The sequence below is a fragment of the Chloracidobacterium sp. genome (genome assembly GCA_016711345.1).
Classification (GTDB): Bacteria; Acidobacteriota; Blastocatellia; order Pyrinomonadales; family Pyrinomonadaceae; genus OLB17.
In genome coordinates this window covers 2,665,703-2,686,262 of sequence record JADJTD010000001.1, presented here as the reverse complement: position 1 = coordinate 2,686,262, position 20,560 = coordinate 2,665,703, and the positions used below count along the sequence as shown (strand labels likewise).

15 protein-coding genes and 2 riboswitches are annotated in these 20,560 nt (G+C 48.2%); of the genes, 5 read left to right on the top strand and 10 right to left on the bottom strand.

Translation table 11 applies throughout. The annotated features are described in order from the left end of the window. The first annotated feature begins 9 nt into the window (after positions 1–9). Positions 10–669 (top strand): histidine phosphatase family protein, encoded by a 660-nt coding sequence (locus IPL32_11160; GenBank protein MBK8466379.1) that lies wholly within the window; start codon positions 10–12, stop codon positions 667–669. 77 nt (positions 670–746) lie between these two features. On the opposite strand, the gene IPL32_11155 is transcribed toward IPL32_11160, so the two are convergent. Then, positions 747–914 (bottom strand): hypothetical protein, encoded by a 168-nt coding sequence (locus tag IPL32_11155; GenBank protein MBK8466378.1) that lies wholly within the window; start codon positions 912–914, stop codon positions 747–749. A gap of 46 nt (positions 915–960) precedes the next feature. On the opposite strand from IPL32_11155, the gene IPL32_11150 reads away from it, so the two are divergent. After that, entirely contained in the window at positions 961–4,197 is a 3,237-nt protein-coding gene (locus IPL32_11150; protein MBK8466377.1) for a TonB-dependent receptor, read from the top strand. 82 nt (positions 4,198–4,279) lie between these two features. On the opposite strand, the gene IPL32_11145 is transcribed toward IPL32_11150, so the two are convergent. Both IPL32_11145 and IPL32_11140 read right to left on the bottom strand, forming a co-directional pair. Further along, positions 4,280–5,317, bottom strand: coding sequence for a hypothetical protein (locus IPL32_11145; GenBank protein MBK8466376.1), 1,038 nt, complete (start codon positions 5,315–5,317; stop codon positions 4,280–4,282). Between the two features lie 78 nt (positions 5,318–5,395). Then, positions 5,396–6,322: an FAD-dependent oxidoreductase gene (locus tag IPL32_11140; GenBank protein ID MBK8466375.1), complete on the bottom strand. Its 927-nt coding sequence runs from the start codon at positions 6,320–6,322 to the stop codon at positions 5,396–5,398. Between the two features lie 867 nt (positions 6,323–7,189). Between IPL32_11140 and IPL32_11135 the strand changes: the two genes are divergently transcribed. Together IPL32_11135 and IPL32_11130 are read left to right on the top strand one after the other, a co-directional pair. Next, positions 7,190–7,798, top strand: a complete 609-nt coding sequence (locus tag IPL32_11135; GenBank protein MBK8466374.1) for a response regulator — start codon at positions 7,190–7,192, stop codon at positions 7,796–7,798. Between the two features lie 4 nt (positions 7,799–7,802). After that, a complete protein-coding gene (locus IPL32_11130; GenBank protein ID MBK8466373.1) occupies positions 7,803–9,974 on the top strand; it encodes a response regulator in 2,172 nt (723 codons plus the stop codon). A 3-nt stretch (positions 9,975–9,977) separates the two neighbouring features. On the opposite strand, the gene IPL32_11125 is transcribed toward IPL32_11130, so the two are convergent. From IPL32_11125 to IPL32_11095, 7 genes are all read right to left on the bottom strand, one after another. Next, the gene (locus tag IPL32_11125) at positions 9,978–10,694 is read right to left on the bottom strand and encodes an SDR family oxidoreductase (GenBank protein MBK8466372.1); all 717 of its coding nucleotides are present in this window, start codon (positions 10,692–10,694) and stop codon (positions 9,978–9,980) included. Next, complete coding sequence (gatB, locus tag IPL32_11120; GenBank protein ID MBK8466371.1) at positions 10,691–12,160, bottom strand: Asp-tRNA(Asn)/Glu-tRNA(Gln) amidotransferase subunit GatB; 1,470 nt, start codon at positions 12,158–12,160, stop codon at positions 10,691–10,693. The genes IPL32_11125 and gatB overlap by 4 nt, the downstream gene beginning before the upstream one ends. An 11-nt stretch (positions 12,161–12,171) precedes the next feature. Continuing rightward, positions 12,172–12,660 (bottom strand): hypothetical protein, encoded by a 489-nt coding sequence (locus IPL32_11115; protein MBK8466370.1) that lies wholly within the window; start codon positions 12,658–12,660, stop codon positions 12,172–12,174. 310 nt (positions 12,661–12,970) lie between these two features. Continuing rightward, entirely contained in the window at positions 12,971–15,283 is a 2,313-nt protein-coding gene (locus IPL32_11110; protein ID MBK8466369.1) for a TonB-dependent receptor, read from the bottom strand. A 33-nt stretch (positions 15,284–15,316) separates the two neighbouring features. Then, a riboswitch (cobalamin riboswitch) is annotated at positions 15,317–15,477 on the bottom strand. A gap of 48 nt (positions 15,478–15,525) precedes the next feature. Next, the gene (locus IPL32_11105) at positions 15,526–16,296 is read right to left on the bottom strand and encodes an ABC transporter ATP-binding protein (protein ID MBK8466368.1); all 771 of its coding nucleotides are present in this window, start codon (positions 16,294–16,296) and stop codon (positions 15,526–15,528) included. 58 nt (positions 16,297–16,354) lie between these two features. Continuing rightward, positions 16,355–17,338: an iron ABC transporter permease gene (locus IPL32_11100; GenBank protein MBK8466367.1), complete on the bottom strand. Its 984-nt coding sequence runs from the start codon at positions 17,336–17,338 to the stop codon at positions 16,355–16,357. Further along, the gene (locus IPL32_11095) at positions 17,338–18,384 is read right to left on the bottom strand and encodes a cobalamin-binding protein (protein ID MBK8466366.1); all 1,047 of its coding nucleotides are present in this window, start codon (positions 18,382–18,384) and stop codon (positions 17,338–17,340) included. The genes IPL32_11100 and IPL32_11095 overlap by 1 nt, the downstream gene beginning before the upstream one ends. Continuing rightward, a riboswitch (cobalamin riboswitch) is annotated at positions 18,382–18,584 on the bottom strand. It overlaps the preceding gene by 3 nt. A 132-nt stretch (positions 18,585–18,716) precedes the next feature. On the opposite strand from IPL32_11095, the gene IPL32_11090 reads away from it, so the two are divergent. Beyond that, entirely contained in the window at positions 18,717–20,402 is a 1,686-nt protein-coding gene (locus tag IPL32_11090) for a bifunctional transaldolase/phosoglucose isomerase (GenBank protein MBK8466365.1), read from the top strand. The last annotated feature ends 158 nt before the right edge of the window (positions 20,403–20,560 follow it).

Genomic DNA, 20,560 nt, shown 5'->3' with positions numbered 1-20,560 from the left:
CCTGACTCTATGCCACAACCCACACGTCTCTATCTCATACGCCACGGCCAATCTGCCGGAAATGCTGAGGGGCGTTTTGGTGGGCATGGGCCGACGCCGCTTTCTGATCTTGGGCGGGAACAAGCTGAAAAGACGGCGAAAGTGCTTGCAAAAGAGGGCATCAGCGTCATCTATTCGAGCGATCTGCTTCGGGCAATGCAGACTGCCGAACCGCTTGGAAAACTGCTCGGTCTGCCGGTCAACCCGTCTGAGGCCTTTCGCGAACGCCACGTCGGCGTGCTCGAAGGTTTAACATTTGACGAATCAAAACAAACCTTTCCAAAAGATTACTACGCACTTGTAAACCGCACAGTGCATCACGTCATCACCGGCGGAGAAAGTTATCGTCAGTTGCTTCGCAGGCTCATGGCAAAGTTTAATGAAATAGTGCGGTCAAATCCGGGCGAGAAAATCGCCATTTTTTCCCACACCGGAGCAATCTGTTTCCTTACTCTCAATCTACTTGGGGCGATAAACCGCGAGACGAAACAAACCCCTTGGATCGTCACTTCCAACTGCGGCATCAACCGCTTTGAGCTCCGTGGGCCGCGAAATATTCGCGTACTTGCGATCAACGACACTCGGCATCTGCATCGGCCCACTGGAAATGACTCCTTCGCCGCTCAATGAATTGATTTCCCTACCTGAAATTGGTATATTCATCTTTCTAGTTTGGAAATTCATAAATTTGGAGACTTGCGATACATTTAGGGCGCCATAGTGCCGCTAAATGCTTTATTTGCAACATCTACGCCGTAGCCAGAGACAGGCACAAAACTTGCCTCTAAAGGGTATAAGTTTGCAGCACCTCTACCCAGCGGCAAAATCCGATAATAATATTGGCAAAAGCCTGTTATTTTTTCGCATTTTTCCATACTGCAAGAAGAAGAAATTTTGTAGAAAGATTTTTAGGAGGATCTAATGAAAAGGGATTTACGTTTTGTATTGACTTCGCTCCTTTTCGTGGCCTTGTTCGCGATTGTTTCGTTCGGACAGGAAACTACGGGAGGTTTAGAAATTACAACCAAGGACCAGGCCGAAGCCGTGGTTCCGGGTGTTGCCATTACGGTCAGCAGCTCGGGCTCGACAACCGGTTTCAGAAGGACGGTTACGACGAACGACGAAGGTTTTGTTCGCATAATCCAGATTCCGCCAGGAACTTATACCATTACCGCTGCGGCTCAACAGGGATTTGGTGAACAAAAACTCACCAATGTAGAAATTGCCCTTGGCCGCACAACGTCAAGGACGCTGACAATGTCGGCAACCCAGAACATTGACGTAATTGTAAATAATGACGCGATAGCGATCGACACTACACGCTCAGATGTCGAATCCTCAATTTCCGCGCGTACCGCGGAACTGCTTCCAAAGGGCACGGGCTTCTCGTCCATCTTGAAGGTCACCGCGTCGACCAGGCCGGAAGCACGATCAGGACAGTTCCAAATAGACGGAGCTAGCGGATCTGAGAACACATTCATTATCGATGGTCAGGAAGTTACAAACCTTAGGACCGGCGTTCTCGATGCCAACAGCAACATCCCTTTTTCACAGGTTCAGGAAGTTAAGGTCAAGTCGAGCGGATTTGAAGCCGAGTATGGCGGAGCTACCGGAGGCGTGATCATTGTCGCAACGAAGGGTGGCGGACCAGAATTTCATGGTGAATTCGGCACTCAGTTCCGAAGCTCAAAATTGGAACCTATCGGAGCACAAATTCTCCGCACCGGCAGCAACGGCGGACCGGAGTGGTACCCAAACCGATATTCCCAATACAACGAAACCAACCCATCGGGCAGCGTTTCAGGGCCTATCTTAAAGAACAATCTCTGGTTTTTGGGGAATTATTCGCCGAGAATTTTCACCCAGAGCCGCACACTTGTATTTTTGGACGGCAACCGCGTTCCGACCGGACGAGTCGAGACTTACAACTTTAAGCAGCGAACAGAAGCAGCTTCGGGACGTCTCGATGCCAGCTTGTTCAACAAACTGGGCTTGATGGGTAAAGTTAGCTGGAATCCTGTAACTCAGACCGGCCTTCTTCCCGGCTACTCGACGGAGCTCAATAATGCTTACCAGAGTGCCGCCGCTAACAGCATCAGAGGCGGTCGTCAAAACTCGATGAGCATCACAGGATCAGGCACCTACACCGCTACCAGCAACCTGATCATTACCGGTAGGCTCGGCCATTATTTCCTTAATGAGAAACTAGGGGCGTACGGTATTGCCAGCATTGGCCCGCCGAGAATCGTCTGTACAAACATTCCGTTCAGCTCTGCTCAGTATCCTGCCGGCTTTGGGTGCGTTCGCGCCAGCCCAAACCAGGATAATGGTGTGATCGCGGTTTCAAACACGGAATTTGACGTCACGACACGCGATCAGTATGACGCTGACGCGACATACAGTTTCCAAGCAGGCGGACGTCATGAACTGAAAGGCGGCTTTGCACGCAGCAATATCGCTAACGACGTTATTCAGGGAACGACCGATCAAATTACTCTGCGTTCGGGCAGTACCGGCCTTGCAACGGTCGGCAACTACTCCGGAAGGTCAATTCCCACCACTCCCGGCGCTATTGGTTCCGCTAGGCTTTCAACCTTCAAAACCCGTGGCAATGTCGCCAGCTCAAACACAGCTATTTATCTTCAAGACGGATGGCAGGTAACCAGCAGGCTCAGATTGAATCTCGGCTTTAGAACTGAAAAGGAAGATGTCCCAAGTTATGCTCCTGGCCTTCCCGGAATGAACTTCAGCTTTAGCGACAAGATAACCCCGAGATTGGGAGCGGCTTATGCTCTTACCAGCGATGGTAAGACGAAAGTTTCGGCGTTCTACGGCCTTTTCTTTGACCGCTTCAAGTTGGAATTACCTCGCGGCTCTTTCGGTGGTGACGAATTCCACGATGTCTTTTTTGAATTATTCCCAGGGGATACTTTGGCCTCGTTAACCGCGGGTGGTAGAGATCTGATCTTTGGTGCTGGTGGCGGCCCGGTTCCGGGAGGCGCATGTCCTTTGAATACGGTAACTCCGGTGATCGGACGTGTTAGATGCGACGTGGACTTCCGCGTTTCCTCAAATAGCGGCGGCCCTCTAACCGAGGTTGGCGGTATTGATCCAAACATCAAACCATTTACTCAGCGTGAAATCACATTTACGTTTCAACGCCAGTTATTCAAACTTTACACTTTTTCTGCCCGATATACTCGAAAGCAGGTTATTCACGCGATCGAGGATGCCGGATTCCCTAATTCGGAGGGTAGCGAATACTACATCATCGGCAACCCAGGCGAAGGTCTGTATAAAGAACAGGCTGACGCATTTGGAACGCTTGCTCCGAAACCACAACGCGATTTCGACGCAGTTGAGTTCAAATTTGACAGAGCGTACTCCAATAACTTCATGTTTGAGGCAAACTACACATGGAGCCGTCTCTACGGAAACTATGGCGGCTTGGCCAGTTCTGATGAAGAAGGCCGTCTCAGCCCGAATGTTAACCGTTATTTTGACCAACCGCACGCAGGTTTCACTGCCGCTGGCGGACCAGACAACGGACTTCTCGCAACGGACCGACCGCATGTGTTCAAGTTCTCAGGCGGTTACAGTTTAGGTTGGGAGAAGCTTGGGCTGTGGAAGTCGAACACGACCGATTTCGGTGTGTTCACGACCTTACAGAGTGGAACTCTGATAACGTCGTTTGTTAATATCAACAACATAGCGCAGATCATTCTGACCAAGCGCGGTGATCTGGGACGAACCCCTACCTTTTCACAGACTGATTTTTCTGTCTCGCACAATATCAAATTTGGCAGAGACGGACGGTATGCTCTAAAATTTGATGCTGACGCGATCAACGTGTTCAATCAGTTCATTGTCACCAACAGGGGCCTCAACCCCAGCGGGCAGGGTGGTAATATCATAAATACCACTAATTTCAATCCGTTGGACGCGAGATTCAATCTTGTGAGTCCTGCCGACACGGCCGCGTGTGCGGGAAGTCAACAGTGTTTGCTGATTGCCGCTTATAAAACCTTTCAGGTGAGTGGTTCGCCGGAATTGGTGGAACTAGCGACAACAGGCCCGGGGAAAAATCCCTTTTACAACATTGATTCGGCTAATATGGCTAAACGGCAGCTCCGCTACGGAATCCGTTTCACATTCTGATCAGGCAACTGATATTAGTAAAGCCATCCGAGAAATCGGATGGCTTTTTTTATTTTGAAACCCATTAGATCAAATTACTCTTCTATTTGTTTACGGAGCTCTTAGCTTTTTCTTCAAAGTCGGCAATTAGTTTCTTGATGTTTTCTGCGTCCTTCGCATCCGGCTGTGCTTTCAAAAATAATTTCAACTCTCTCGCAGCGTCGGCATAACGCTGTAAGTTGTTACCATAAAGTGTTGCCAGCTCCCAATGAACCCGCGGAAGTTTGTCATCTGACAGATCTCTGGCCTTGATAAGTTGTTTTTCCGCATCGGCGTATTTTTGGGTTTTCTTCAGCAAAACTCCATGCAAAAACACTGTGTTGGGATTGCTGGGGCTAAGCTCAACAGCCTTTTGCACTGCGGTCAACCCGTCCGAAAAATTACCGAGCGAATAACGAGCGTATGCCATTCCGTACCAACTTCCATATCCACGCTTATTTACTTCAACAGCTGTCGCGAAAAGGATCTCGGCTGCTTTATATCCTTCGGGAAGTCCCAGATTAATATATTCTGTTCCGAGTTTTTCAAGAGCAAGATAATATTTCGGGAAGACCTCTAATGCCGATCGTAGATTCGAAAGCCCCTCCAAAGTTCGCTTATTTCCAAGATCATCCAGAGCTTTTTCGTAAAGTTTCTTTGCTTCAGGTGGAACATCCTGTGCAAATACTACAGCATTCGTCGGCGTCAAGCCCCGTCGCAACCGCAAATAGATGTCCCGCGATTCATTTGCATGGCCTCTGATCCTCGTGGCTCCGGTACTGTCGGTGGATGTAATATTATCGATCTCGACCGTCTCCTCTTTTTCTTCGTAATCGGTGCCGGCTGTCATGACCCTTAGTACAAACCGACCTTGGGCCATCCCGTCGAATCTGAAAAACCCAGACCCGCTAGTACGTTTTCGGCCAAGGGTCCGACCATAGTCATCCGTCAACTCCACATATAGATCGGCCATCGGTCGGCGATTTAAGCCAAAGACGTACCCGCTGATGCTATTTCCAATCTGGGCATACAAAGGTGTGCATAATATGACTGCCATAGCGGGAACGATAACCAACAATCGCAGCGATGTTCTTAATTTCATATTTTTTTCAGCCTCCAACTTGAAATTTGCAGCAGTAGAGTTTCACTCATTCTATCGTTCGCATACGGAAACAGCCAACTATATCAATTCCGCGAATATCGCTTTTGCCGCAGCCGATCCATTACCGACGGCGACGCTGATAGTCGGAGCAATAGGATTTGCGGCATCTCCAACGGCGTAAACGTGTGGCACGCTCGTCAAGCAATTCGCGTCGACGATTACGTATCCTGCATCGTCAAGGTCGATTTGCTCACGGAATATCTCCGTGTTCGGCTCGACGCCGATACGTATAAGTACGATATTTGTCTTGATCCGCGATCGGCTCTCAGAATTTCGATGCCGGATCTCAACGCTTTCGACGCCATTGTTCCCTCTAATTTCAGAGATCTGCGCATTAAAAATAAAGTCAATATTTCTTGAGCCCTTTGCTTTTTCAACAAATTCCCTACGCGCCGTAAATTCATTCCGACGATGCACAACTACTACTTTCCCCGCAGTTTCACTTAAGAGAAGTGCGTTTTCAAGCGCCGCATCGCCACCGCCAACGATCAAAACATCTCTTCCTTTTACATCATCTCGGGCCTTGAACCCGGACTCCAAAATTCCTTTTCCGAAAAACTCCTCTTCGCCCGGCACGTTCAATTTTCGTCGCCGAACTCCCGTCGCGATTATTATTGCCTGGCCTGAATATTTTGCACCATTCGACAAAGTCACTATCCTTTGACCAAGATCGGCCTCGATTACTTCCGCATCAGTAATCCATTGAAATTTCTGATTTTCCAGCTGACGCAAAAACGCGTCTCTCAGATGGCGTCCATTAACCCCTTCTGCCCCAAGATGGTTTCTGACGATGTTATGAATTCGAAGCAACTGGCCGCCAGTTTCGCTTTCTTTCTCGATTAAAATGGCATCCAGCCCTAAATCCTTACACCAAAGCAGCGCAGAAAGTCCCGCTGGCCCGCCGCCGGCAATTATCACTTCATATTTGGATTTGTTTTGAGTCATAACTCAGCCGCGTTGGTCGCAAAATTTTACTTCTTTTTGTCAATGAATTGTGCCGTTTTTTGTCACTTTCACGTCTTTCTAACGGCGCCCATGGAACTAACTTTTTAACTAAGCGTTTCCGCCTTTATTTTATGGGCATTCGGCCGCTTTCACAAAAGCTGAATCAGTCTCTCTTAATGGCATCAGTATTGCTTTATGAAGTATTTGAAAAGAGCGCTGAACTGTCTTCAACGCATCCACCATTCTCTTTAGGACAATAGACCGTCTTTCTTACCACCGCTTATGAGATTAGAATTTGAATCCGCCGTTGCCACAACACCACCGGTTAACATCGCACCGTTTGAAGAGAACAATTTTTCAAGCTCAACCGAATTTCAGAGATTGCTGCAAAAGGGTATTGTAGCTGCTAAGAATGGTGAACGTGAGGACGCTCGCCAATTGTTAATGGAGGCGACCGAAATAGACTCGTTTAGCGAGGATGCTTGGATGTGGCTTTCATCGATCAGCGATTATCCGGAAGAACGCATCGCATTTCTCAATAATGTACTGACCATCAATCCGGCAAACGACAGAGCTGTAAAGTGGCTAGCCGAAACTGAGTCGCTACTCGCAAACAGTTTTTCTGAGCCTGTCTCCGATCATACGGCACACGACGTACTACAATCTTCTCCTTTTCATATCACAAATGCCCAACCAATTCATGTAAAGGAATCCGATTGGACGTCGTGTCCATTCTGCGATGAAGACAATGATGCTAATGCTATTCAATGTCGATCGTGCCGCGCTGTAGTATCGCTTTCCGACATCGAAACACTTCTCTGTAATCCCGAAATTAGTAGAGCTCCTGTTCAGAATGCTGTTTCCGAAATGGAAACAGAATGGAACCTCGATGATCTCAACGATAAGGAACTTTCCGCGCTTGGCATTGGACATCTTAATCTGCGTAATTTTGATGCAGGACAAAAATATCTTCACCAACTTTTGAGACGCGACCCAAATAACGTCATTCTTGCGGCACAACTAAACACTATCGCAATAAGGCTTGACGAAATAAACAGGCAAAGCGAGATCGCTGAAAGCAAGCCCAAGGGAAAGACAATTCTGGTTGTTGATGACAGTGCGACGGTTCGTAAACTCTTGATGAGCAAACTTGAAAAATCGGGACATAATGTCGTTTGCGCCGTTGACGGTGTCGATGCCCTTTCAAAGATGGCCGAAACCTTGCCGGATATGGTCTTTCTCGATATTACTATGCCGCGTAAAGACGGTTACGAAGTTTGTAAAGAGATCCGTTCCAATCCGGCCGCCAAAAATCTGCCGGTCGTCATGATCTCAGGAAAAGACGGTTTCTTCGATAAGGTGCGAGGCAAAATGGCGGGAGCTAACGGCTACGTTACAAAGCCGTTCGGCCCTGACGCCTTGATGAAGGCTTTGGAAACTCACCTCGTCGCTGACAACACTGTCGCGGAGCTATAGACCGTTGCAACAAATCGATTCCGTACTAAAACTGCCTTCGTCGGTCGATCCCGGCACGTCACGCTCTTTTCGTACAAGTGCCGAGACGGATCTTGCGGCAATTCGAAGCGGACTATTAATATTTCTTCAGGATCGGCGTTCGACAAACGATCTTGACATGCCTGCCGACGGCCTGAGATCTCTCAAAATGAGAGCGGGTGCCGCCGGACTAGATGGCATCGCCGCGCTTTCGGCTGAATGCGAACAAATTTTAACCTCGATTCCAGATGGAGAAATCTCCTTAGCTGAACAAAGTTCTCAACGTGTACTCGACCTCATAGCAAAGATGGAGGCTGAGCTTTTGAGCTATCCGCTGGAAGATGACGATCTCAACTTTAGCATTTCAGGTTTCCTTGACGAATCCTTTGACAAGTTGATGAATAGCAGCGCCGATGAACCGCTGGTGGAACCATTGCAAACAGACGAAAACTTCGAGATCGATGAGGAAACGATGGACATCTTTCGATCTGAAGCATCCGAGCTTCTCGAAAATATCTCAATAAACCTTCAAGTCTTGAACGCTAAGCCCGACGATCTTGACGCTCTTTGGAACATTCGCAGATGTGCACATACATTCAAAGGCGCTGCGGGCGTTATCGGCCTGAAGGAAGCTTCGGAACTTGCTCATCGCGTCGAAGATCTTTTGGACCAATTAGCCGAGCGCCAGCAGTCAGCCACGGTATCCGTTATCGATCTACTTAACGCTTCGACAGGCTATCTTAACGACATGACACTTGGCTGCGGCAGGAAAGAGCATTCAAAGACGCTCGATGCTATATATGATGATTTTGATCGTGTGGTCTCAGAGAATTCGGCCGAGCCTTTAGATAGAGTCGCCGTTGAAACCTATGGTTTACCGCCGCCCGTTAATTCCGCATTTCACGAATCAACAGCCAACACGGTCAAGCCGCCGCCTGCACCGATAGTTCGTGTGGCCCTCGACAAACTTGATGAGCTGTTAAATCTAACTCGTAATCTTGCGGTAAATCGTTCTGCTCTCGCTCATACCCTAGGAGAACTTAGTAAAAATGCCGGCGAAAATTCGTTTGACAGTGCTGCACTATTATTTGAGACACAGCGTCAATTAACGAGTGAGCTTCAAGAAAAACTACTGCAGATAAGAATGGTTCGATTTGGGATGCTGACCACTCGGCTGAATCGTGCCGTGCATGTCACTTGCCAGGAAGAGGATAAAAGAGCTGCGTTGACCATAGAGAATGAAAATAGCGAAGTCGATACCCAGATACTTGATTCCTTGGTCGAACCGTTGCTGCATTTGCTTAGAAACGCAGTTGTACACGGTATCGAACCGCCAGAGCGTCGACGTCTGATCGGTAAACCGGAGAAAGGACAGATACGGATCAGTGTTGAGAGCGAACAAGACAAAGTTGTTATTTCCGTAGAAGACGATGGGCGTGGAATTTCTCTAGCAAAACTGCGTGAAAACGCCGTCTCATCAGGAGTAATTGATGCGGCGGCAGCCAATTCTTTAACCGACCCTGAGGCACTCGATCTCGTATTCTTAAGAGGTCTCACGACCGCTGACAAACTTAGTATGAATGCGGGACGAGGGGTAGGAATGAGCATCGTGCGCGAAAGCATCGGCAGCATTGGCGGATCGATCTCTATCGCAAGTGAGTCTCAGAAAGGAACAACGTTCACTATAAAAATCCCTCTTGTTCCAGAAGCTGCAAATGAAAACGAAGGCCAGTTAGTTCATCAAAGCTCATTGCCGCAACCAACCTCTCAAACAAAGGAACTGAACATACTGGTCGTAGATGACAGCTCAAGTGTGCGGCAGATGATAAAGCGCATGGTCGAAGATGAGGGCTGGAATTGCACAACTGCAATTGACGGCATTAATGCTGCCGAAATACTTGGTGTTCCGGAAAACCGGCCCGACATGATCCTCACCGATCTCGAAATGCCAAATCTTGATGGCTATGAATTGCTTGAGCTGTTAAAAAATGATGTCGAGTTATGCGAAATTCCGGTTGTGATGGTAACGTCTCGATCCGGTCAAGCACATCGTGAAAAAGCTCTTGATCTCGGCGCCGCCGATTTCATCACGAAGCCTTTTCAGGCCAAGACATTGATTAAAATTATCGAGCAGCATTGCGGATGTCCGAAAGTTTGACGCTTACTTTTTCGGCGGCCTGCTCGGACGGATCTCGATCTTGCTCGGCAATGCACGTTCGTTCATAGCGAGCAGGTCCAATACAACTTGTGCAATGTCTTCCGGTTGAAGCTGCCACGCTTTTTCGTCCGTCGGTGTGTCGCCGCCAAAATATGTATTAACGCTGCCGGGGCAAATATAGCTGACCTTAATATTGTCGTGTCGTACTTCCTGCATCAAAGCCTCCGTAAAGCCGTTGAGCCCGAATTTTGAAGCATTATAAGCCGCCATTCTTGGATGTGGATTCTGCCCCGCTAGTGACGAAATATTAAAAATATAACCGCCGCCGCGTTTTCTAATCCTTGGGATGGCATGATGACACGCATAAAAAACGCCGAAAAGATTCGTCTCAAGTGTTTGCCGGAATTCATCAGCAGACAGTTCCTCAACGGTCTTGTCAAAAAAGCCCATTCCGGCGTTATTGACCAAAATATCAACGCCGCCAAATCGCTTTTCACAACTTTCAAGAACGGCTTTAACTTGTTCTTCAGCCCGAACATCGCAGAGCTTGCCCGCAACCTCGCCAAGCTTTGATAATTCTTCAATGGCAAGCTCCAGGTCGGCACGCGTTCGCGAACAAATAAATACTTTTGCACCCTCAAGGGCAAGCCTTTCGGCAATCGCAAAACCGATGCCTTTCGTTCCGCCTGTTATTAGAACTGTTTTTCCCGCGCTACTCATAATTTTTCTTTAAGAATATCGTTCACAATTTTAGGATTTGCTTTTCCGTGCGATGCTTTCATCACCTGGCCGACAAAAAATCCAAACAGTTTATCGTTGCCGCCGCGATAGGCATCGACGTTTGCCTGATTCGCGGCGATCACTTCGTCAACCATCTTTTCGATGGCTCCCGTGTCTGAAACCTGTTCAAAGCCCTTCTCTTTGATGACATCGGGAGCAGTTTTGCCTGTCACAAACATCTCGACCAAGACCTCTTTCGCTTGATTATTATTGATCGAGCCTGATTCAACCGCCTTGATCAGTTCAGCGAGATCCTCTGCGGTCAAAAGACTTTCGCCAGCGGTTTTACCGGAATTGTTCAACTCACGGGTCAATTCGCCAAGTATCCAATTGGCTGAGAGCTTTGGATTTACCGTAATTCGGGCAGTTTTTTCAAAGTACTCGGCCAGATCGATGTCGGCGACGAGTTGCGACGCATCCGCGAAACCAAGACCGTAAGTCTCGATGAACCGGTCGCGCATAGTGTCCGGCAATTCAGGCATCTGAGATTTTACAGTTTCGATAAAATCGGCAGTTACGACAAGCGGCTGCAGATCGGGTTCAGGGAAATAGCGGTAATCGTGAGCGTCTTCTTTCGAGCGCATAAATCGCGTTCGATTATTTTTCTCATCCCACAAACGCGATTCCTGATTAACAGCCTCACCGGCTTCGTGAGCGGTGATCTGACGATCGATCTCAAATTCGATCGCCTTTTGCATAAAGCGGACGGAGTTGAGATTCTTCAACTCGACCTTGTTGTTAAATGTAGTTTCGCCGACTTTTCGGACCGAAACGTTCGCCTCGCAGCGAAGGTTGCCTTTTTCCATATCGGCGTCGCTCGCTCCGACCCATTGCAGCACGCGGCGAACGTGATTGACATAATCATATGCCTGCCACGAAGTACGAAAATCCGGCGAAGTCACGATCTCACCAAGCGGTGTCCCTGCACGATTGAGATCGACGTAGGAATATTTATCAACCTCCGGCAAACCTTCGTGAACATTCTTGCCGGCGTCTTCTTCGAGATGCATGCGCTGAATGTGTATCGTCATCGGTTTCCATTCCATCGCGTGGCCGTGATCGTCGCGCTCGGCTGTGAGGATCGTTAACTGGCCGTTTGCTGAAAACGGTTTATCGTATTGAGAGATCTGATAGCCCTTGGGCAGATCCGGATAAAAGTAATTCTTTCGTGCAAAAATTGACGTTTCTTGTATTTCCAATCCCAAAGCCAACGCCGCACGCGCACCGAGATCGACAACCCGCTTATTCAAAACCGGCAAAGCCCCAGGCAATCCAAGACACGTCGGACAAGTGTTCGAATTTGGCTCGCCGCCCGTCTCAACTGCGCAAGAGCAAAAGATCTTCGTAGCCGTTGCCAGCTGCGCATGTATCTCCATTCCAATAACTGCTTCCCAACCTGCTTTCATAAAAAATAATGTTAGTGACGTGTAGGCGCGAACATAGGACGCGACGGCGTTCTGGAACCGGTCGGCCAAAACTGTCCGCCGGCAAAATAACCCGGCTGCACGTATTGATGTCGGCGAGGCGTCCAATGATTACCTCTGTTTCGCGAATAGTAACTGTAGATCACATTGTCATTAACGCCGAAAATCAAGGGCAAATGAGTTGAAACCTTACGCGATGCAGCAGCACGTTGTAACGCGATGCGTTGGCTCTCAAGCCATTCGCTACGCAGCTTGTTCGAAAGCTCTGCCAACTCCACTGCTGACCGCTCATTGCGTCGTTCAAGTTCCTCCGGCGATGGTAAACCAAGCTGTTCGTAGTTTTCGCGATATTCTTTTTCGTTCTTCAGCCTTTCCTGCTTATAAGCTTCAAGAGAAGTATTTGTTACTGATCTGGCCTGCGCCGCAGCCGACACTGACAACGCAAAAATAAAGCCCAACAAAATGAAGATCTGATTTCTCATATTCCCACCTCGGATAGCTCGATTTTATCACGGCAGCCCTGCATATCAACGCTGGAACAAATACTACTTCTTCCTACCGCGGTAGTAAACCTTACTACTATTTCATACCATGAAACGGTTCGCGGACACGTAAACCATTGTATTCATTTCCTTTATAGCGTTTGTCCTGATCAGTGCCAAAATTTTCGTTTAATACAGCATTTTTCAAACAGAATTAACCCTAACACAATATGCCGTGAATTGCAAAAAATTTTACTTGTGAAACACATAGACTTCCTAATAATTTCATATGTTTCACAACTGTAAGAAATTAAAATCCAAAGCTCAACCCGACTCTGCCCGTTGCTCCGGCTGTGCGGAAACCGTTCTCGTAATACTCCTGATCGAAAATATTCTCGATAGTACCAAACAATCGCAGGGTCATTTTTTCTTTCTTAAATCCAAATGTGTAGCCCGCCGTCAGATCGCCTTTTCGGTTGCCTTCAAAGCGATAAATGTACGTCTGAAATGTAAAGCTGTTCGTGTCAAAGATCGGAGCCAGATAGACGCTGGTGGCAAGAAAATCAAAATTGACCCAGAAACGTTTGAACCGCTGCGTCGCTACCAACGTAAATTGATCATCTGGCACGCCGAGCGTCTTCGGGATGCCGGTTCCAGAGGCTTGCGGTATTCGCTGGACGCTGTCTGTAAAGGTGTATGACGCAAAGATGTCGGTTGAGTTTGTTGCCTTAGCTTTTATACTAAATTCGCCGCCCTTTGAGTTTCCGCCTCGCTGGTTTTCGTAACCGCCAAACGGCCTCGGTGTCGAGCCGATATCCGGCGCAATATCGGCGTAGTTAATAATGTCATTCAGTCGTGTCCAAAAGTATGTTGCCGATAACCGCACTCGATCATTTGCAAGATTCTGCTCGGCGCCTGCATCAAACGCGATGGTTTTTTCAGGTTTTAAAAACGGATCACCGATGGCGATAAAGCTTGGCGTACCGAAAGTTGTATAGAACGATCCAAATCGCTCATACAATGATGGCACACGATAGCCGTTGCCGACGTGTGTTCGCAGCTTTGTTCCTGATCGCTGAATAAAGTACGAAGCCGCTCCGTCAAACGTGTATGCTGTCGGCGGATCTTTCAGCGTCAAATTACTGTAAGGAGCATTCAGTAAACTAAATTCCGGACGGTCAAGGCTGTATCGCTGAACACGAGCACCACCCGCAAATTGTAAATTGCCATCAAGCAAACTTATCAGGTCCTGCACATAAAACGTGTTGCTTTTTTGTCCTGCACGAGTAAAGAAATTGCCCGTTCCGCTCGGAGTTCGTCCGTCATTACCAAATCGCTCGCTTTCGAATTCGTATCCGATGACAATGTTATTGATCCTGTTCGGCGTCCAATTGAGATGAACGTTACCGGTTTGGATCGTGCCGTCATAAATACTGGTCGAAGCGCTCTGAAAACCGATTCCAAGCGGCCCATTGTCGTTTGTTCGTTTTGTTTTTAATCCCTGATAATAACCGCTGATTAATAGCTGGCTATTTACGATCTGATTGACGACAAACTGTCCGCTAAAGAAATTTGAATGTTGAAGTTTGTCAGGATCATTGATATCGGGAACAAAAGAGACATTCGGAATCGCGTTTTTTATGATAGTTGTGTTCGACGCCGGCAGCGTGCCCGCTGTATCAGGATCTGAATTCAACCGCACATCCGCATCCGAAACAAAAATGCGTCCTGAAATACTTGTTTTGGAAAACGGATTGGCATCGACTCGTGTTTGGAAATTAGTGTTGTTCGCATTGTCATCACCGTCAATGCCTTTTGTGTATCCTGTTCGCGAAATGCCTGCGGTGATGCCAAATTTGTCGTTCTTTGTTCCGTGGGAAATGTTCCCTCGAAAACGCCTGAACCCAAGCCCGCCAAACGCTCCGCCGATCTGCCCATGTGTTCCTCTTCTGGCTGACGGCGTTCGAAAATCCACCGTTCCGCCTATCGCATTCGTACCGTAAAGCGAGGAACCAGAGCCGCGCAATACTTCGATCTTATCCACGCTCGTCAATGTGAGGTCGCTTAAGAACGCTGAAGCATCCCCCGTTATCGCAGTTGGATCGCGAAACCGGACACCGTCGATCAGTATCGCTGTATCCTGATTTCTTAAACCTCTCGTCTTGATCGTCGCCACACGTCCGAATCCCCCGAACTGCTGCACACGGAATCCAGGAATTGTTCTCAGGCTTTCCGTTAATGAAAAATCAGCACGATCGCGCATTTGTTGGGCATCGATCACATCGATCGTTTTTGATACTTGCTCGATAGTCTGTGTCGTTCCGGCGGCTATCTGAACTACCTCCGTCAAATTTGCGATCGAGACTTGCCCGCCCGCAACATTTACACTCGCCTGTTTATTATTGTAAACCAGTAAGTACCGACCATCGGCAATGCTGCCGAAGCTGTATCGTCCATACGCGTCTGTTTTGGTTTCAAATAACTCGGTTGTCGACACGAGTTTGATCGTTCGGTTTGCAACCGATTCCCCATCGACCATCAATACACCTGAAACTATTGAAGTCTGTGCACATATCGCGCCAACCAACAACAAAAATAGAACAATTAACCTAAAAACCTTCATCTGTCTCTCCTTTTCTGCCCATCGCAGAATGGTTCTAATCCCAGACAAACAAGCAAAGTTCCCGACTTCGCTCAGAGTTACGCCTTTAGGCGTGATCACGCCTGAATGCGTAACTCTGAACATTCACGGTTGCGTGGGCAGCGTTGGCTTATTCACCAAACTTCCTTTGCATCGCTTGTCAATAATGTAAGAATTACGCGTTCACGCGTGAAAAACTCACGCCTGAAGGCGTAACTCTTAACCTAAAAAACATTCGTCACACGAACGTTACCACTCGCCGGATTTGTATCCAGCAAAACTCTTACTGCAAAAACATTTTCAATATTTTCCGCCGTCAAAACCTGTGCAGGCGTTCCCTTTGCAGCAATGAGTCCATCCTTAAGCATAATGATCTCATCGGCAAATTCCGACGCCAGATTGAGATCGTGTGTTATGACTATCGCCGAATAATTGCTTTGTCGGCATCGCTCACGTACGAGCCTGAACATCATCGCCTGATGTGCAAGATCAAGATTCGCCGTTGGTTCGTCTAACAATAATATTCGTGCATTCGTGGCTATCGCTCTTGCCAAAACGACACGCTGACGCTCGCCGCCTGAGAGATGATTCATCAAACGAGTCTCGTAATCGGCCAGATCGCAATCGACTAGAGCCTTTCGAGCGAGATCAACATCCTCATCGCTTTCCCATCCAAACGCATTGCCGTGAACAAATCTTCCCGACAACACAAACTCCAAAACCGTGACTGGAAACCGTGTCTCATTTTCCTGCGCGACAACTGCAACGTTTGCAGCTATCTCACGCCGCGACATCTCGGCTAGCGTTCGGCTGTCAAGACTGATATCACCCGACGATATCGGCAATGTTCCGTTCAGAGAGCCTATCAGCGTCGTTTTGCCAGCGCCGTTTGAGCCGAGCAAAACGATGATCTTACCATCGCAAAGTTCAAACGAAACGTCACTCAAAACAGCGCGTTCGTCATAGCTCACAGAGATATTTCTGACCTTAAGCATTCTAAAATTCCTCAACCGTCGAAGATAAGGTAGTGGGAGCTTCGACGGCGTGGGTTCTTTAATTTCTCCTCAAAAGATAAATAAACATCGGTGCTCCGATCAGGGCTGTGACAGCTCCGACCGGCAACTCTCTCGGAGCGATCGCCGTCCGCGCAATTGTGTCGGCAAACACGACAAATATTGCGCCGGCAATTGCCGAAAATGGCACGACTAAACGGTTATCGCTGCCGACCGTTAGCCGAACAAGGTGCGGCACGATCAATCCGACATACCCGACCGAACCGCTTGCCGCGACCGCCGCTCCGACAACCAAACTCGACGCTCCAAAAACCATCATGCGCACACGCCCGACTTCGACTCCAAAATCGAAAGCATCGCGTTCGCCGACCATCATCAGGTTCAATGCCCGCGCCTGTGACATTAAAATAATCGTTCCTATAACGACCGCGCCGAGGCTCAGATAAACACCATTCCGCGTCGCCTGAGACAGATCGCCGAGCAACCAAAACGTAAAGCTCCTTAGCTTTGCCGCATCAAGCAGCGTCGTCAACATCACGATCACCGAAGAAAGAAACGTCGTCACGATCACGCCGGATAAAACAAGCCGCTCGACATTCATTCCCGTCCGGTTTTTGACCATTCGGTAAACAGCGATTGTCGCAAGCCCCGCACCGGCAAACGCCAACAAAGGACGTGTGATCTCAAGACTTTGAAAAAAAACAAACGCGACCATCGTCCCAAGAGCTGCACCATTCGACACACCAAGCAAATACGGTTCGGCAAGCGGATTTCGCAGCAATGACTGAAGCCCCGCACCGGCAACCGCAAGACTTGCACCTACACACGCCCCAAGCAAAATGCGCGGCACGCGGATGTCATAGAGTATCGACCACTGCTGTTCCGACAGATCAAGGATCGGCAGCCTCTCCGCACCAAGCATCGCGGCCCCAAGCAGTACAACGACAAGAAGCAAAAGCAGTGCCCCGCCAAGCCAAACGGCCCGGTTTCTCTGCGTCCTCTGCGATCTCTGCGTTAAAGCCACTATTTGAATTTCTCCGGATGCAGATCCTTTGCTATCTGATCCAACGCATCCACCAACCTCGGCCCCGGCCTAGACAAGAGATCGGCGTTAATCTTAAATACGCGTCCTTTTTTTACCGCGGGTGAATTATTAAATACTTCGTTCGGTTCTTTGTTATCATCCGATTCTGAGAGGATGATGACCTCTGGATCTAATGCAGAAGCCGTCTCTTTGCTTATTTTTGGATAGGCAGACTCGACATCTGCCGTCACCGAGATACCACCGGCAGTTTTTACGAGTTCGGTCACGAATGCCCCTCGACCTATAGTAAACAAAGGCTCTTTTGATATCTGAACAAAGACTCGTTGCGGCGCTCTGACCGGTATAAAACACTTGTTACTCCGATCTCGTAATTGCGTCACCAAAATGTCCGCTGCACTTTCAGTTCCGAACAGCCGCCCCAAATTCGTTAGGTTCTCAAATAAACCTTCGAGATCTTTAGGATTCGTCACATATACTGCAATCCCATTTGCCTCAAGCGTTTTAGTAAATGCCTCTATCTGCGAGGCCGTCGAGACAAATACAACATCGGGCTTTAGTGCGACGATCGACTCCATATTTGGATTCATCGTGTCGCCGATCTTTGCTATCGATTTTGCGGCTTCGGGATAATTACAAAACGTCGTTACGCCGACAAGCCGGTCGCCTGCTCCAACGGCAAAAATATTCTCAGTCAAACTCGGAGCCAGACTGACCGCACGCGTGATCTTGACCGGCACAGTTACCGTTCGTCCAAGATCGTCCGTCACCACCCGCATTGGCACCTGCGAAACGGACGAACTTGTCGCGCTGTCGTTCTTGACACCACCGCAAGCCGCAAGCAACGCCAGCAACAAGAAAATAAACCTCTTCTTTCGCCCCACTTTTTCCTTTATCCTTTCGCCTTTATCCTTTAACAAAAAACGCCTTGCTTTTCCGTCGTCGACATTCATCGACCAGAAAAACAAGGCGTTGTTGCAAAAATTACCGTGTTTGCCTGCGATGTTTTGACGCGAAACATCTATCATGGCTGTTGTTCTTGAGGCAGGCGGCCCGACTTCATCGATTTTGGATTGTGAATTTTGGATTTTGGATTTGTTCTTCAATCCAAAATCAAAATTCAAAAATCAAAAATCGCTATTACGGTGACGCGATCGTGCGGGAATCTCACCCGCTTACCCTATTTAGCCGTCTTAACATGACGACAACCTCAAACGCTTTCGTTATCAAATGATCAAACCTCATTGTCCGCCCAACTGTCGAGGAAGTCAAAAGGGATGCTTATCGACTAATGCTTCGGCCGGATGTTACTTCATTAGAATAATTTGACAGCCGATCTGAATTTGACCAATATTGAGCTATGCTGAACACTTGTAAATATAGCCTTCCCGCAAACTTAGAGACCAACTTTCGCAATGAGATCGAAAATTGGCAAACCAATAACAAGATAGAAAAATTCTGGGCAAAAGACGCAACTATTTGGACCAACGACGACGAAGCCAAATGGCTCGGCTGGCTCGATATCGTCGGTGAAGAATTGGCAAATGTCGATAAGTATCGCGATTACTATCAAGATATTTCCACCGCAGGATTTACCGATGTGCTGTTGCTCGGAATGGGCGGATCATCGCTTTGCCCTGAAGTTCTCGCAATGACCTTCGGCAAAGCGAATTTTCACATTCTGGATTCCACAGTTCCCGCTCAGGTTAAAGCGGTCGAGGACAAGATCGATCTCGAAAAAACGCTCTTCATCGTCGCCAGCAAGTCGGGCTCGACGCTTGAGCCAAATTGTTTCAAGCAATACTTCTATGAAAAGGTTGCTGAAAGTGTTGGACGTGAGAAAGCCGGACGACAGTTTGTAGCTATCACCGATCCCGGATCGAAGATGGAAGAAATCGCAAAGGGCGATGAGTTTCGCCATATCTTTTACGGCAAGCCTGAGATCGGCGGACGATTTTCGGCTCTGTCAGCATTTGGCATGACGGCTGCGGCATCGATGGGACTTGATGTAGAGCAATTTCTTCAAACAGCAAATGAAATGGTTGAGGCTTGTAAAAATGCCGACCTAAATGAAAACCCCGGAGCACTGCTCGGAGCGATACTCGGCGTCTGTCACAGCGCTCGCCGCGACAAGTTGACTATCTTCACTTCGCCCGAAATTCACGATCTCGGCGCCTGGCTCGAACAATTGATCGCCGAATCCACCGGCAAAAAAGGTGTAGCGATAATTCCGGTTGACCGCGAACCGCTTCAATCTATCGATACATATTCAAACGACCGCGTTTTTGTATTTCTGAATGTGAAACGCGGTGATAATTTTGATGCTGATTTTAATTCGGTAACGGCTGCCGGACATCCGGCAGTAAAGATCGAGCTTGAGTCGATTGACGACCTCGGACAGGAATTTTTCCGCTGGGAATTTGCAACCGCTGTTGCAGGTTCGATAATGAGAATAAATCCCTTCAACCAACCTGATGTCGAAGCGGCAAAAATCGAAGCACGAAAGATAACCGACGAATATGAAAGGGAGGGTTCGCTCCCTGACGAACATCCGTTCTTCGAGGAAAATGGCATTTCGTTATTTACAAGTGACGAGTACGCAGCAAAGCTATCCGCTTCAACAAACGAAAAATCACTAAAAGCCTATCTCGGCGCCCACATTGCAAGTATTGTCGAAACCGATTATTTCGGGTTACTCGCTTATATCCAAATGAACGACGAGAACGGGAAATTGCTTGATGCGATTCGCGAAAGTGTCCTGAAGCGCACAGATGCGGCGACCTGTCTCGGTTTTGGCCCGCGTTTCCTGCATTCAACCGGACAAGCTTACAAAGGTGGGGCAAACAATGGCGTTTTCCTACAGATCACTTCGGATGATGCTTTTGATCTGGGGGTTCCGAATCAGAAATTTACTTTCGGTGTCGTAAAATCGGCACAGGCACGGGGTGATTTTCAGGTTTTACTGGACCGCAGCCGACGTGCCCTGAGAGTGCATCTATCGTCGGATGTTCTAGGCGATCTGTCTAACCTGGCAAGTCTGATATGACGGCCTCTTCGGCTTTTTTGGATCAGTGATTGAGCCCAGCATTTTCCCGTGAAAGTGTACTGCATCACCCTCAGAATCCCCTCGTACACACTGCGTGGTCGTTAGTTTATCACCCAAAACCGCTCATTATGTTTACCTTTCAAAACTAGATATACTTA

Bases quoted from the DNA above. Each gene is read 5' to 3' on its own strand.
- IPL32_11110 (MBK8466369.1), bottom strand. From the start codon at position 15,283: ATGAAGGTTTTTAGGTTAATTGTTCTATTTTTGTTGTTGGTTGGCGCG.
- IPL32_11155 (MBK8466378.1), bottom strand. From the start codon at position 914: ATGGAAAAATGCGAAAAAATAACAGGCTTTTGCCAATATTATTATCGG.
- gatB (MBK8466371.1), bottom strand. From the start codon at position 12,160: ATGAAAGCAGGTTGGGAAGCAGTTATTGGAATGGAGATACATGCGCAG.
- IPL32_11160 (MBK8466379.1), top strand. From the start codon at position 10: ATGCCACAACCCACACGTCTCTATCTCATACGCCACGGCCAATCTGCC.
- IPL32_11140 (MBK8466375.1), bottom strand. From the start codon at position 6,322: ATGACTCAAAACAAATCCAAATATGAAGTGATAATTGCCGGCGGCGGG.
- IPL32_11135 (MBK8466374.1), top strand. From the start codon at position 7,190: ATGGAAACAGAATGGAACCTCGATGATCTCAACGATAAGGAACTTTCC.
- IPL32_11105 (MBK8466368.1), bottom strand. From the start codon at position 16,296: ATGCTTAAGGTCAGAAATATCTCTGTGAGCTATGACGAACGCGCTGTT.
- IPL32_11115 (MBK8466370.1), bottom strand. From the start codon at position 12,660: ATGAGAAATCAGATCTTCATTTTGTTGGGCTTTATTTTTGCGTTGTCA.
- IPL32_11125 (MBK8466372.1), bottom strand. From the start codon at position 10,694: ATGAGTAGCGCGGGAAAAACAGTTCTAATAACAGGCGGAACGAAAGGC.
- IPL32_11095 (MBK8466366.1), bottom strand. From the start codon at position 18,384: ATGATAGATGTTTCGCGTCAAAACATCGCAGGCAAACACGGTAATTTT.
- IPL32_11090 (MBK8466365.1), top strand. From the start codon at position 18,717: ATGCTGAACACTTGTAAATATAGCCTTCCCGCAAACTTAGAGACCAAC.
- IPL32_11150 (MBK8466377.1), top strand. From the start codon at position 961: ATGAAAAGGGATTTACGTTTTGTATTGACTTCGCTCCTTTTCGTGGCC.
- IPL32_11145 (MBK8466376.1), bottom strand. From the start codon at position 5,317: ATGAAATTAAGAACATCGCTGCGATTGTTGGTTATCGTTCCCGCTATG.